Below are 14,080 nucleotides of genomic sequence, written 5' to 3'. Positions count from 1 at the left end.
AATGAATATACTGGCTATAAATAGAAGGAAGAACTTCTCTCCTAACCACATTGGCAATGATGCCGCTATCATGCGCCTCGTTTGCGATGAACTCACCTCTTTCGGTGCTGCCGTTAGATTGTGCGATGAAGAATCTTTTATGCAAATCGGTATTTCTGATAGCGATGGTATCATTAGCATGGGGCGTAGTAGACCTTTATTACTACGCTTACAGCAATTGGAAGACGGCGGAATGCCTATCTTCAATTCGTCGTACAGCATCCGAAATTGCTTTCGAAAAAATATGACCGAGCATCTTTTGGCCAATGGTATTTCCTATCCAGCGAGCGTTGTGCAGCAGACACATCAGCCTTTATCTACTGATGCCTTATCATTGGCTGAAGATGGCTTGTGGATCAAACGTGGAGATTTTCATGCCATTCACAAAGAAGATGTGACATTTGCAGCTACCATTGCGCAAGCACAGAATATTATCGAAGAATATGCCTTGCGGAATATCAAAGAAGCGGTCATATCCCGTCATCTGCGTGGTGACCTCGTTAAATTCTATGCGGTGCGCGGCACGTCGTTTTTTTACAGCTTTTACCCTTATGAAGTGAAGCATCATAAGTATGAGGAATATGAACAAATTAACGGCCATACGAATCATTATAACTACGATGCTAAACAGCTTCACCAATTGGCCGAACGCTCAGCCGAAGTTTTAGGTGTGGAAATATACGGTGGAGATGCTATCATACAAAAAGATGGCAGCATACATATCATAGATCTAAACGATTGGCCAAGTTTTGCGCCATGCAGAGAAGAAGCTGCAAAAGTAATCGCCCATTTCTTATTTAAGAAATTATCTACCCAGAATGAAACAAAAAAATCCGCAACCATTAGTGGAAAATCATAATACCGACCAACCGATCGAGTCCGAATTCGAGCAATCGCTCAAATCTTCCGATACCGAAGAACGCATCGATATTTGGTTTTATCGTCCCATCGGCCTATTCATCGCCAAAATATGTGCGCGTGCAGGTATTAGTCCCAATGCCGTCACTATCACCAGCATTTTCATCGGCGTTGCGGCTGGCATACTGTTTTACTATCCAGATCTCTGGATCAATGCCATCGGGATGCTATTGCTCGTATTTGCCAACTCGTTGGATTCTGCGGATGGGCAATTAGCGCGATTGACCAACCAGAAAAGTCGCTTTGGAAGGATTCTCGACGGCTTCGCCGGAGATTTTTGGTTTGCGGCTATTCATATTGCATTATGCCTTCGGCTGATGGATCAAGGCTGGTCTGCCTGGGTCTGGATACCTGGAGTTTTGGCTGGTGTAGCACATGTTTTCCAATCGGCCATGGCCGATTATTATCGCAATGTTCACCTTTTCTTTATCAAAGGTGAAAACGGAAGTGAGCTGGACAATGTACATGATCTACAAATAGATTTTGAAAAATTGAGTTGGAAAAAAGATACTTTCTCGAAGTTCGTGTTGAATGGATATATAGGCTACACGCGCCTGCAGGAACGACTTTCTCCTTGGCTACAAAAGCTATTAGCAGTAATCAAAAGCCAATATAAAAATGGATTGCCCCTCAATCTCATCCGAGATTTCAGAGCGCAAAATAAACCATTGATGAAATACACCAACATCGTACAGTTTAATACGCGGGTGCTATTTTTGTTTTTATGGATTTCTATAGATCAGGTTTGGCTATATTTCGTATTTGATATTTTGGTACTTACTCCTATTCTCATTTATATGGTGTATAGACAGGAGCGCGTGAGCAAACATTTCTGGTCAGCGATCGAACGCAAAAGCTTGTATGAGCACGAAAACGCTTTATAAAGTCGTATTTATCCTACTGGGCATCGGTAGCTTGGTCTACATGGTGTATGCGCTAGGGATCGATAATATCTGGGCTAATTTGCAACAGACCGGTATCTGGTTTATTCCGGTCTTATTAAGCTGGTTTGTCATTTATTTTATGAACGCATTGGCTTTTCGCGACATTATTCGAGAAAACAATTACGAAGGTGCTAAGATAAGTTTCGGTCGTATTCTTCAACTTACTATCTCCGGATATGCAATCAACTATATCACGCCTTTTGTAGCACTTGGTGGCGAACCTTATCGCATCATGTCGCTCACACCGGCACTCGGAAAGGCAAAAGCCAGCTCTTCTGTATTGCTATATGGTATGATGCACATCCTTTCGCATTTGGTGTTTTGGGTGTTGTCCATCGGCTTAATTATTTTCTATCTACCTGTTAGCCCCACAGTGATCGCAACTTGTGTCGTCATTATTGCATTAGCTGGTGGATTACTGTTTTGGGTATCACGGATTTCGAAGCACGGTATTCTAAACAGTGTATTTCGAGTCGCGACCAAATTACCGTTCATTGGAAAGGCAGCCAAGCGTTTGCAGCAGAAGAATGAGACGTTATTTACCGAGATAGATATGCAGATCAACGATTTGTATAAGCATCGAAAACCAAAATTTTACTCCTCTCTATTTTGGGAATTCTTCGCAAGAGTGATTGGCTGTGTAGAGATTTATCTGATAGCGCGAGCGCTTGGATTGGAGATGAATTACATAGAGGCCATCATTGTAAGCTCAGGATCTTCCCTATTTGCTAACTTGATATTCTTCTTCCCTATGCAACTGGGCACGCGTGAAGGAGGCATGGCACTAGCCATGTCTGTTGTAGGCTTTTCGGCTAGCGCGGGCGTATTTATCGGATTGGCTACGCGTATCAGAGAATTAATTTGGATTGTTATCGGATTGCTACTTACTTTACTCGTGAGAAATAAAACCGCTCCACTAGACGTGGAGGAAAATCTCAAAGAACTATCACATGAATAATACTATTAAAGGTCTACTTTTCGATTTTGGTGGTACCTTAGACTCAAAAGGAGATCATTGGTCTACCATCTTATGGGATCTCTACGTAAGGTTAGAAATAAACGTGACGCAAGAGGCATTTTATCAAGCTTATGTGCATACAGAACGCAAAGCGGCACTGGAAAGAATAATTCTACCAGATTTCAACATGGAGCAAGTGCTTCTGGCCAAAGTTGCAGCGCAATTTGAGTTTTTGAAAACACTAAACTACCGTTTAGATGATGATCTGATCACTCCAATTGCCAGCGGTGGATATGATTTTGCTAAATATCATATAGCAAAAGCGAAGACAGTACTTTCTTTACTAGCGAATAAGATACCCATGGTTATGGTGTCTAACTTTTATGGCAATTTACGGGCGGTATTAGAGGACTATAAGATAGATCATTTTTTTGATCACGTCATCGAATCGGCAGTGGTCGGTGTACGTAAGCCTGATCCTCAGATTTACAGTTTAGGCATTGAAGCGATCAAGCTATCTCCAGCAGAATGTTTGGTCATTGGCGATTCGCTTTCCAAAGATATTGAGCCAGGAAATAATTGTGGTTGCCAGACGGCTTGGCTCAAAGGTAATAGCTTGGAGCATGATATCGATTCGGACGTTAAACCAACGTATACGATTTCGGATATTAACGAAGTGTTGGACATTGTGTTTGAAGATGCTGATCTGTCAACGAAAAAATAATCTATCTTCGTAAAAAGATCGTAAACCATTGCTACGCATGAAAATCAAATCCTTACATCACATTGCCATCATCGCTTCTGATTACGAAAGATCTAAAGTTTTTTATACGCAAATCTTGGGATTTGAAATCATGCAAGAGGTTTACAGAGCAGAAAGACGGTCCTACAAGTTGGATTTGGCGATTAATGGGCAGTACCTTATTGAGCTTTTCTCTTTTCCTAAACCTCCCGCAAGACCTAGCAGACCCGAGGCCACCGGATTGCGGCACATTGCTTTTGCAGTAGATAATATACAAGAAGCCGTTGCCTATCTAGCTACTAAACACATCATCGCTGAACCGGTTCGTATCGACGAGTTTACGGGTAAGAAATTTACCTTTTTTAGTGACCCAGATGATTTGCCGATAGAGATTTACGAGGGGTAATATGCAAGCCGAAACGCAAACTGCCCCCCTGTAAAGCCCTATGTTTAGTATCGACGTTCATTGGTATGCTTTGCGATATGATCTAAAATAAATGTCGCGCGTTCGCTTACTGATGTCTTTGGTAGTTCAATCACATCATACCCGAATGCTAAATACGTTTCCTTCATCTGCTGGAACGTGAATTCAGCTTCCTCCCAATTTTGTTTTCGTTCCTCGTCTGTATGATATATTTCTTGCCACGGTGGTAAGATAAATACCAAATGGGCATATGGATAATTGGCTATTTGATCCAATATGCTTGCTGGTATCGCGATATCTTCCATGCGCATATAGCAAATGGTGTCCAGTAATCCCCGATCAAAAAAACGAACTTGAGAATCGTTGTCCTGTATAGCTTGTTGGTAGTTTTTGATGGCCGCTCGGTACATGAGATGGGCATAATGTGCTTTATCTTTCCAAGGGAGGCCATCTCCTCCCAAATCTATCTGCTCTTTAATAATTCGGCGTGCATCTTCTGGCACGGTGCTGAATCCTTGTCGATTCAGTTCTTCGATCAGTGCGGTTTTTCCGACACCTGGCCCACCTGTTATAATATAAAAATAAGTTGATTTCATTGACTTTTAATAATTTAATAAATTTCTGTTTTACGCACGCTGAGAAGACGAGACGGATTGTCTCTAATAGAATTTCAATGGCTTGTTTTGAGCTGAACAGCTACAAATACTAGTGGGAATTAGTTTGGGGAAAGCCATCATTAGGTACGGTGAAGGAATAAATACCTAGATGGAAACACAGAGATGGAAATTAAGATGCGGAAAACAAAGTGAAGTGAATAGTACACTAAGTTAGCGCGATAAACAATATTCTGATCTACGAATCTATTAATAATACAAGTTTTAATTCAAAAATAATTCTCTATATTGGGATAATACTAACCACAACGTCTAAATCTAGATTATCATATGATGAGCTATCGCACCTATTTTTTTAAGATAAGTTTGATGACATTTTACTTGGCGGCTTTGATGGGCTGCTCTGTTGTAAATAAGAGAATCGCTTCTAAAAACACGTACTCGCGAGATGCTATGAATGAATACCGCAATGATAGCCTTCAAATGCGCATTCTGTTTCATGGCAATACGTATTTTGGAAATGCACATATCAAACTGTCTGAGATTCGTAGTCTGTTTGATAAGCATGCAGGATCTTCTCCTAGGAAAGACGTTATCTTATGGGGTGAATACCAAGCTGCTCGACAACCCATGTACCTACTTGGATCTATTGTGCACGATATTGATCTCTCCAAATTGAAAGAGGGAACTTCAGATTTCGGATCTACCTATTATTATGTAATCTCCTATCCTAACGATGTAACGTTGACGGAAGCTTTCATTCCAATCTCTGGCGGTAAATATGTGCATCTACAAGAGATGGCCATGTACGCGCAAAATGATTTGACCGCATCCACCCGAGATGCGGAATTAGCATGGAAAGATATGTTGAGATCTTTGGCTGTTGGTCGTCCAGTTTATGACGAAGCGAAAGGTAATAATCAGGAAGTGACCGATGACGATCTTTTCGAGATGAAGTAAGCAGCTCACCTATTCATTTTCTCGTCTTTGACGCCGTAAAAAAAACCGATCTCCTGCACGGAGATCGGTCGAACAACACAAAATTAAACCACATCAAACGATGCTTACCACAACATGTTCACTTCTACCCCATCGGGGTTATTTTCAAAACCTAACAAATAGGTTTTTGAGCCAGTGTCCCAATTTTTAACATCAAAAGTTTCCTGACCATTCACCAATACGCTTTTAGGCTGTTTTGGCAAAAGTACTCTAGAAATATTGGTGGTTTCTATCGGGCTTTTGGCGATATAGCTGTAGGCACTTTTTGATACCCTCTCCTCACTAATACGACTTGCACCTGCTAAGACCTGCGGTCTATCTTTATCCTTTACCAGTTCCACATTGAGGTAATAACCTTGTTCGCTAGGTGCAATAGTACGCTTCGTATAAACGGGAAGTGTCGGATCAAACAGATCGATCAATTGACCTTGCAACGTATAAGAATCCGTACTATTACTTTCGTCCATGACGGCAACCAATTCATACATTCCACGTTGTAGGTAGAAATGATTTTTATAAACAAGTTGTGCTTTGGTCGATGCCGTATAACGCGCTTCTGCCGCTTTCAACAAAGGCGTCGCTTTATTTGCCGCGAGCACATATTCTTTCGGATCGTAACGCAGGATATGCACAGCACCTTTACCATAAACATAAACACCTTCTTTGGCGCTAGCTGAGATCCCCATTTTTTCCATCAAATGATCGGACGGTGCTGCATAATTATTTCCTTCTGTATTCCACCATTCTTGCACTGTTTGAAATGGATCATTATCGCGGCCGCTGTATACAAGCTGTCCACCTTGCTGTACCCAATCTGCGATTTGTTGGTGTGCAATAGCATCCAGTGGCTTCATATTGGCATAAGTCATGAGCAAAACTTTAGTTTCTGCTAGAGCTGCTGGATAACCCAAATTTTCAATATGCACCGTCTTCACAGGAACGCCTTTCTTTACAAAAGGCAAAGTCAGGCCGTAGAAGTTAGCCAACTGCGGGTCGTCGTATCCAGCATGGGTTGGAAATCGCTGAAACATCAGCGAATTGCCCATCAAAACCGATACGCCCGCGCTTCCCGACAATTTATTGTCGCTTTTAGGCATATGGTTCAATGAATTGACCATCACCTGCATCTGCGTAGCATACGGTTTTGGAATCTTTGCTTTCTCCTCACTGTTGGCAGATACTCGGTACAAACCTTCATAGATGCGTTCTGGCCAAGGCATGATTTCAAAGTCAGCAATGTTCGGATAAAGTAATTGTGCTGTGAACGTTGCTTGATAGTTGCGCTTGTAATCATCCCAATCTTTTGCACGATCTTCGATCGGATCGGTCAAGAAGAACATCTTGCGGCCCGTCGGTGCTGTCATTGATTCCATCGAACCATATTCCAGATAAGCGGTTTCAAAAACGCGTTCACGTTCTTTGCCTTCGAAGAAATTGGGCTCGCGCGAAGTGCCTGTCCACACTTGCGCAATGTAGCCATCGACTACGGGCAAGGAAGCCAAACTCGCTTCTGGCGAGACAATCATCCACTGCGAATAATTCACTAGCGAATGCGTCGGCACATAACATTTTATGTCCATACCTTTCGTTTTTCCATATTCTTTGGCGAAGGTGAATACCTTATCCAATGCATTATAATACAGCCAGTATTTCAGTTTATTCGAGAGATAGGTGTTTTCGGGTGATTCGTGCTGTGCACGCCAATCGAAACCATAATACTTCTTCCACTCTTGTTTAAAGGCTTCGCTATAGCCAGCTCTGGCCCAGAATTCGGGTTCTTCTAAGAAGATGGCATCAATCCCCGCATCGATCACAGGCTTGATGTGCTCCTCATTCATATACTGAATGAAATTGTCTGTTGGCACTAAGTACGGTACCATATGTCCGTGCCACAAGGTATCTTGCTGTTGCGTTACCTGACCTTCATCCAAATGCATTTTGCCATCCCAAGCGCCGGTGAAATAGTCTTGGTATTCGCCCCAAGCTATTCCTGTCATGAAGTGGATCGTATAACCTCTATCCTTCCACGATTTGACACGATCCGGAAATGGCCATTTCTTGCGTTTATCCGAAGGATTGCCTTTCACACCGTAGATCATAACGGCGTCTGCGCGGTTATCAATCGTTGTTCGCCATTCGCTAGAGGTTTGGAAAGTGGTCTTTACGGCATCGGGCTTTTGCTGTGCCCATAGCGGACTAGCCGCTGCGAGACAGATTCCAAAAGTCAAGTACCAAGGTTTCCAGCGGATTTGATTATTTACTTTATGCATGCTTTGTTACATTTTTAGTTCACCAACACTTCTTTGGCTTCATTATAATTCCAGCGTCGTACGCCACTACCTACTGGCGTGTCATAATTTATTCGCGCGGCCGCGCGAATAAATACCGTTCTACCCGTCGGAATCTGTCCATTGGACGTAACGGTGATGGTCTCGCCAAATAAAGAATTGAAATCATTACCAGAGTAATCGATACGCGTAGACCAGCGTTCGTCACGTGCACGATAGCCAATACTCGACGAATAGCTTACAAAAAACTGAATATCCGTCATGTTGAGCAGATTATCGTTATAATTGCCCATAGGCTCCACCTTTGCTTTAAAATCAGCTGGATTCACACCGCGTGTTACGCGCACTTGCGCGGTAATCTTGCCATTACTCACCGTTGGCTCTCCTACCCATTCTACTTGCAAAAAGGGCTGCACTTCCATACGTACATTATGCGTATTCTCTAGATCCATCACGATACTTTCGTCCGCGATGATAGTGCCATCTGTTCCGCGACGTTGCAATGGAATAAACGGACCATCGACGGTGATATGATAATTGCCTTTAAAGAGTTTGGTGTTCTGAAATTTGCCATCTGGCATGCAATAGAAATCTGGATTGTGCTCTACATTGTCGCCCCAGCTCAATTCGGTTAGCCGAACGCGTGTCCCTTCCGATCCTTGATCGGTCAATACGGGCTTTCCCGTCAGGACGTCGACCACCTCACCGTTTAGCGTGACATCAGGTGCATCATAATTGTCTAATTCAAAAAAACTACAAGCGCTATTGCTCATCAATACGGTGATTAGCACCAGTATTATGCTATATTTCATATTTCTGTGTCTCATCTCGTTATCGGTTAGGTTGTTGGTCAATTAATGGACTTTTGGCTACTTCGCCTCCCGGGATAGCGAAGTAATAATCAATCGGTTGGTAACCAAATGTCTTGGATGACACCCACTGGAAGCGTGTGTCAAAGAAGTATTTGCCTTCTTGCGTGGAGAAGAAAGGATACAATCCTCGGAAGCGGTAATTCTCGTTGTTGCTATAGAAGTTTTTGTCACGCGTTTCGCCCCAGAAGCCATCGCGTCCTTCGTAGTGGTTTACACGCCAGCGGCGAATATCCCATTTCGATTTATGCTCGAAAGCGAGTTCTTTACGACGTTCCTTACGTACGATATCACGGCCAGCGTTATCGGGAGTTAGCGAGCCGATCAACAAGCTGGCACCAGCCCGTTCTCTAATCTGGTTGATATTGTCTGTTGCCACTTGCAATAAGCTACTCCCATCTGGAGATGGTGCGCCCGCTAATTCTAATTCGATGGCCGCTTCTGCCGCTGTAAGTAATACTTCCGCATAGCGCATCAAGATAAATGGCTGTGCAGATTTTCCTTCACCCGTTTCGATGTTCGTCGTAGTTTGCAACCATTTACGTACGTACAATCCCGTCAGCGTCGCTTCACCGTTATCGAAAAACGGACCATCTTGTCCAGCGGCAGTCATGGTTTGCCCTTGGTACTGCAGCGTTTGCTGTCCGTTGCCTTCACGTGGACTTAAGTACAAGGTTTTGTTAGATCCATTGAAGATCGGCAAGTTTTGATACCGCTCATCAGCAGTATTGTACGCATAATTGGAAAAAAATGGTTTTATAGGCGTTACTCCCGTGTATACGCCGGCTCGCACATCGATCTGCCGCGTACGGAATTCGTCGGACGGAAAAATCACATACGCACGTAAGCGTGGCTCTGCATCTTTGAAAAATTCCAGCGGATTATCATACATCACATAATCGCCCGATGCATTGTTATTGCCCGTGGTCACTCGAATCTTTCCGTCAGGATATCTTGGAAATCCTTCAAAAAGCTCGACAAAATCCAGCGTCGGACAAGTACCTGCGGAAAGCGGTGCTCGGAATGAAAACGGCATATTGTAGGCATCAAATGCATGGGTGAGCGTTGGAAATAGATAGCGCTTCACATAGATATTCTCTGAACTACTTAAATCAGAAAACATGTCGACCATATTCTGGTATTGCGCCTGCTTATCACCTGCGATCCAACGGCGACGATAAAGTGCAAATCCACCATCTTGCATGACCCGACGAGCCGCTTTATACGATTCTTCGAAATAACGACGGGAAGCAGCTTGCCAGCGGGATTCTTCGAATCCAATAACGCGCACTTGCGTTTTGCGGCCAACGCCTGTTAAACGACCGGATACCGTTTCATTGTATTTCGCCACACTGCCAGCATACAACATCGCTTGCGCCTTAAATGATAATGCCACGTATTTGTTAGCATAGCCTTCTTGCGGACTGCGTTCTTGTAGCAATTCAATCGCTTGGTCAAAATCGGCTAATACCTGATCCCACGTTTCTTCTTCAGTAGCGCGTGCTACTTCAATCTCAGCATCATTAGCTGGATACTGAATCACTTTGGTCACCAACGGGATTCCTCCAAAACGTTTGGCCATCGTGTAGAATACAGTAGCCCGGATATAATAAGCTTCGCCCAGATAATGATTATACAATTCATCACTAAAGTTCGCCTGATATTGCGGCAGCGTTTCCAAAAGATGATTGGCATCGCGGATGAGTTCAAAAGCTTGCCCCCAGTAAGCGGTGCGTTCTCCCGTGAAAGCGGTCGTGATACCATCGCGATTAACGGCTTCGCCGGTACCATCGATACCGATGGAATTGAGCCAACCGTTATTTTCAAAACCCCATTGACCCATGTATTTAAAATCTTCGAAAGGCATGCGGCTGTACATCCGCGCCATATAAATGTCTACACTAGCCGGCGTGTTGAACAATTCATTATCCGTGACAATGTTTTTGGGTATAATGTCTAGCTTCACGCAGGATTGGCTCATGGCAGCCAATAGTGCTATTACTATAAATGGAATAAGTCGTTTCATATTCTTCAGTTCTTGGTCTGCTCTACATTAAAAATTTAAGGATACGCCCATCGTGTAGGTCTTATTCAATGGATACATCCGTCCTAAGTCGCTGTCTGGATGCTCTGGATCCACAAATTTGACTGCGGTGATGGTAAACACATTGTACGTGTTGGCAAAAACGCGAAGACGCATATTGGGATAGCGCGCAAAAGCGGGCAATGTATAGCCTAATTCTAAACTCTTGAGACGTAGATAAGCGGTGCTTACGCGGTTAAACTCTGAGTTTGGTCGTGGATATCTTCCGGTGTAGCCGTAATGTCCTTGCACCCATTCGATCGAAGGATCATATGGATCTGCCGTAGGATCTAGTGGATGCCAGCGATCCAGAAATTGCGTCAGCGTACCGCCACCATTGCTGCCCCAAATAGAATACAACGGTTCTTGGTATTGCATGGATCCCAAAGCCGAACCTTGGAAAAGCATCGCCAAATCAAAGTTTTTGTAGTTGGCCTGAATATTCATACTGTAATTCATCCACGGTGTTTGGTCGAAAGCAAAAGGATGCTCATCCAGACCACTGATCTCGCCGTCGCCATTCCAATCCAAGTATTTGTAATCGCCGGGAAGCTGATCGCGTTCGGTGTAGATCGGATAAGTACGGATATCATTCCAATCCATAAAACGGCCGTCAGAAACATAGCCAAATTGCTGTCCTTGATAGCGCTGGTTGAGATTGTCATTGCGCCATTTGTCGTAGGAGTTGCGGTACGGTCCATTCTGTGCACCAAATAAGTATTTGTTCCGTGTAATGGTGGCGATGGCTTTCAGGCTGTAGCCAAAATCTCCGATTTGGTTGCGGTGGCGAATCTCTAAATCCATCCCGTAATGTTGATCGCTATTTACATTTTCTAAGGGTGCAGTCATCCCAATAACGGTTGGAAAATCACCGCTGCGGCGTTGGAATAATCCACTTCTTCTACGATCAAAGTAATCTAAGGTGAAACCAAACTTGCCATTCCACATATCCATATCTAGACCGATATTGAAAGTTCTGGCTTGATACCAAGTCAGCATGCGATTGGCAATCGCTTTACGCGTAACACCGGTGACGAATTGATCGCCAAAAATGTATCCTGGGGCATACTGGTTATAATACCCGTTTTCGGCATTGCCGCTGGTCGCTGGATAATTATAGCCCGCAATCCAGCCAAAATCCCAATCTCCCGCCAAATCATCCCCAAGCAAACCATAACTCGCGCGTACTTTGAATTGGTCAATGAAGCGCAAGCCGTCTAAAGATTTGAAGAAAGGCTCTTCAGAAATACGCCAAGCGGCAGATCCTGATGGGAAAAATCCCCACTGATTCTCTTTCGCAAAGCGAGACGAGCCATCATAGCGGAACAGGAATTCGGCAATATAACGTCCTTTGAGATCGTAATTTACCCGGCCGAAGGCCGCTTGCTTCGCTTCATTGTAATAATCGGAAATGCCACCCGACATCCCCGTCATCTGCCCTTCCTCGACACCAGTTAATAAGATATCGGAACCGAAGGCCAGATTTTTCATACCAAAGAAATTATCGCCATCATTCTTTTGGGTTTCCCAACCAATCAAGGTATTTAAGGTATGACCATTCCCGAAAGAACGTTCGAAGTTTAAGGTGAACTGACTTAGGATCTGTTGTTTCTCGAAAAACTCGCGACGCATACGGTTCGGACTACTCAAGTCAAACAGCTTTTGGTTGTACGTTCCCGAAATCGGATCTAGCGCATACTGATAATATTCGCGACGAAACGTACTATTATTATCTCCACGATAATCATAAGACAATAATCCTCTGGCGGTTAATCCCTGCAAGGATTCTGATAAGGTGCCAAAATCAAAGTTCAACGCGGCGGATGACTGAAAAGTCTTCATCTTATTTTTGCGATAACCGGCGATGTCTGAATAGATCATCGGCACGGTATTCTGCTCTAAAGCAATACCTTCATAATTAATCAATGTTCCTTCTGGATCAGCGAACGCTGGAAAGAGCATGCCTTGGCTCCAATAATTACGAATAATATCGACGGCGCTATGGTACGGATTGTTCTGCACGTCGGACATGCCAGCTAGATTAAGCTCCAGTTTCAATCCTTTCGTAATCTCAGTCGTCAGGTTAGATCGTAAATTGAATTTATGGTAATTCAAATCGCCACTGCGAAAAAATCCTTCCTGAAAATTATAACCTGCACCCACGTAGTACTGCGTTTTTTCCGATCCGCCCGACACGCTCACATCGTGTGCAGTTTGCGGAGAAACTTCGGAGAATATCAACGAAGTCCAATCGGATGAACGCCGTGTTCCGTTACGAAAATCTTCGAAATCTTTTTCTGTATACACCCAGTTGCCGCCATTGATGTTGTTCATGGAACGTTCATTGTACAAAGTCATGGCTTCTGCTGCAGTGGCCAAAAATGGCATGTTGGACGGGCGTTGAAAGGTGTATGAACCATTGTAACCAACGGAAACCGTTCCTGCTTTTCCCTTGCGTGTGGTCACCAACATCACGCCATTTGCCGAACGGACACCATAAATGGAGGCCGATGCATCTTTCAATACCGATACATCTTCGATATCGTTGGGATTAAGGCGTTGAAAATCTTGAATGGAACGCGGTACGCCATCGATAATCACTAAAGGTGCTCCCATACCGCGAATATCAAAATTCGCACGATATGCACCTGGCTCAGCACTTTGTTGCCATACACGCACGCCAGCAATACGGCCGGTCAGCATGTTTTGTGGATTTTCATTTCGCGTGGCACGCATTTCTGATCCCTTCACGCCAGAAACAGCACCTGTCAATGTCTGCTTACGTTGCGTTCCGTAGCCGACGACGACCACTTCTTCTACACTTTGATCTTCGGCTTCTAAGCTGATGTTGATCGTAGAGCGACTGTTAACGGAAGTTTCTGCCGTCTTGAAACCGATATAGCTATACTGCAAAACGGCATCGGCAGGAACGTTAATAGCATATCGTCCTTGTGCATCTGTGCTGGTAGCGATCTGTGGAGTAGCGCCTTTCACGACGACTGATACACTGGCTAATGGCTGTCCCTGCGCATTGGAGACCACGCCGCGTACAGCGGTTTGGGCTCGGGAAAAGAGCGGACACAGCATAGCCAGCAGCATCAAAACTTGCATCACCTTAGTGACGCTTCTTTTTGAGATTACCTTCATGGTTAACTGGTTTGTAGTTGGTTATATCACTTGTTTAAAATAGGTCTTTAGGTTT

11 protein-coding genes are annotated in these 14,080 nt (G+C 44.0%); 6 read left to right on the top strand and 5 right to left on the bottom strand.

What is annotated here, in order from left to right; all coding sequences use genetic code 11:
• Position 1 precedes the first annotated feature (1 nt).
• Genes GKO22_RS08040 through gloA2 form a run of 5 tightly spaced genes read left to right on the top strand, consistent with a single transcriptional unit; the run spans position 2 to position 4,007 of the window.
• Positions 2 to 898, top strand: coding sequence for a hypothetical protein (locus tag GKO22_RS08040; protein WP_166333984.1), 897 nt, complete (start codon positions 2 to 4; stop codon positions 896 to 898).
• Positions 858 to 1,841 carry a CDP-alcohol phosphatidyltransferase family protein gene (locus tag GKO22_RS08035; protein WP_166333982.1) on the top strand — a complete coding sequence of 328 codons (984 nt, stop codon included), beginning with the start codon at positions 858 to 860 and terminating at the stop codon, positions 1,839 to 1,841. Before GKO22_RS08040 ends, GKO22_RS08035 begins: the two co-directional genes overlap by 41 nt.
• Positions 1,819 to 2,859: a lysylphosphatidylglycerol synthase transmembrane domain-containing protein gene (locus tag GKO22_RS08030; protein WP_166333980.1), complete on the top strand. Its 1,041-nt coding sequence runs from the start codon at positions 1,819 to 1,821 to the stop codon at positions 2,857 to 2,859. Before GKO22_RS08035 ends, GKO22_RS08030 begins: the two co-directional genes overlap by 23 nt.
• Complete coding sequence (locus GKO22_RS08025; RefSeq protein WP_166333978.1) at positions 2,852 to 3,583, top strand: HAD family hydrolase; 732 nt, start codon at positions 2,852 to 2,854, stop codon at positions 3,581 to 3,583. Before GKO22_RS08030 ends, GKO22_RS08025 begins: the two co-directional genes overlap by 8 nt.
• Positions 3,584 to 3,620: 37 nt before the next feature.
• Positions 3,621 to 4,007 carry an SMU1112c/YaeR family gloxylase I-like metalloprotein gene (gene gloA2, locus GKO22_RS08020; protein ID WP_166333976.1) on the top strand — a complete coding sequence of 129 codons (387 nt, stop codon included), beginning with the start codon at positions 3,621 to 3,623 and terminating at the stop codon, positions 4,005 to 4,007.
• A gap of 44 nt (positions 4,008 to 4,051) precedes the next feature.
• On the opposite strand, the gene GKO22_RS08015 is transcribed toward gloA2, so the two are convergent.
• Positions 4,052 to 4,621: an AAA family ATPase gene (locus GKO22_RS08015; RefSeq protein WP_166333974.1), complete on the bottom strand. Its 570-nt coding sequence runs from the start codon at positions 4,619 to 4,621 to the stop codon at positions 4,052 to 4,054.
• Positions 4,622 to 5,008: 387 nt separating this feature from the next.
• On the opposite strand from GKO22_RS08015, the gene GKO22_RS08010 reads away from it, so the two are divergent.
• Positions 5,009 to 5,599: a hypothetical protein gene (locus GKO22_RS08010; RefSeq protein ID WP_166333972.1), complete on the top strand. Its 591-nt coding sequence runs from the start codon at positions 5,009 to 5,011 to the stop codon at positions 5,597 to 5,599.
• 104 nt (positions 5,600 to 5,703) lie between these two features.
• Here GKO22_RS08010 and GKO22_RS08005 read toward each other — a convergent pair whose 3' ends face one another.
• Genes GKO22_RS08005 through GKO22_RS07990 form a run of 4 tightly spaced genes read right to left on the bottom strand, consistent with a single transcriptional unit; the run spans position 5,704 to position 14,025 of the window.
• Positions 5,704 to 7,908, bottom strand: a complete 2,205-nt coding sequence (locus GKO22_RS08005) for a hypothetical protein (RefSeq protein ID WP_206367854.1) — start codon at positions 7,906 to 7,908, stop codon at positions 5,704 to 5,706.
• A 14-nt stretch (positions 7,909 to 7,922) separates the two neighbouring features.
• A complete protein-coding gene (locus tag GKO22_RS08000) occupies positions 7,923 to 8,738 on the bottom strand; it encodes a DUF3823 domain-containing protein (protein ID WP_166333970.1) in 816 nt (271 codons plus the stop codon).
• A gap of 19 nt (positions 8,739 to 8,757) precedes the next feature.
• Positions 8,758 to 10,821: a RagB/SusD family nutrient uptake outer membrane protein gene (locus GKO22_RS07995; RefSeq protein ID WP_166333968.1), complete on the bottom strand. Its 2,064-nt coding sequence runs from the start codon at positions 10,819 to 10,821 to the stop codon at positions 8,758 to 8,760.
• Between the two features lie 27 nt (positions 10,822 to 10,848).
• Positions 10,849 to 14,025, bottom strand: a complete 3,177-nt coding sequence (locus GKO22_RS07990; protein ID WP_166333966.1) for a SusC/RagA family TonB-linked outer membrane protein — start codon at positions 14,023 to 14,025, stop codon at positions 10,849 to 10,851.
• Positions 14,026 to 14,080 lie beyond the last annotated feature (55 nt).

The organism is Sphingobacterium chungjuense (genome assembly GCF_011316935.1).
In the GTDB taxonomy this organism is placed as follows: Bacteria; Bacteroidota; Bacteroidia; order Sphingobacteriales; family Sphingobacteriaceae; genus Sphingobacterium; species Sphingobacterium chungjuense.
Note: the sequence above shows the minus strand (reverse complement) of the source record. Positions and strands in the feature narration are given on the sequence as shown.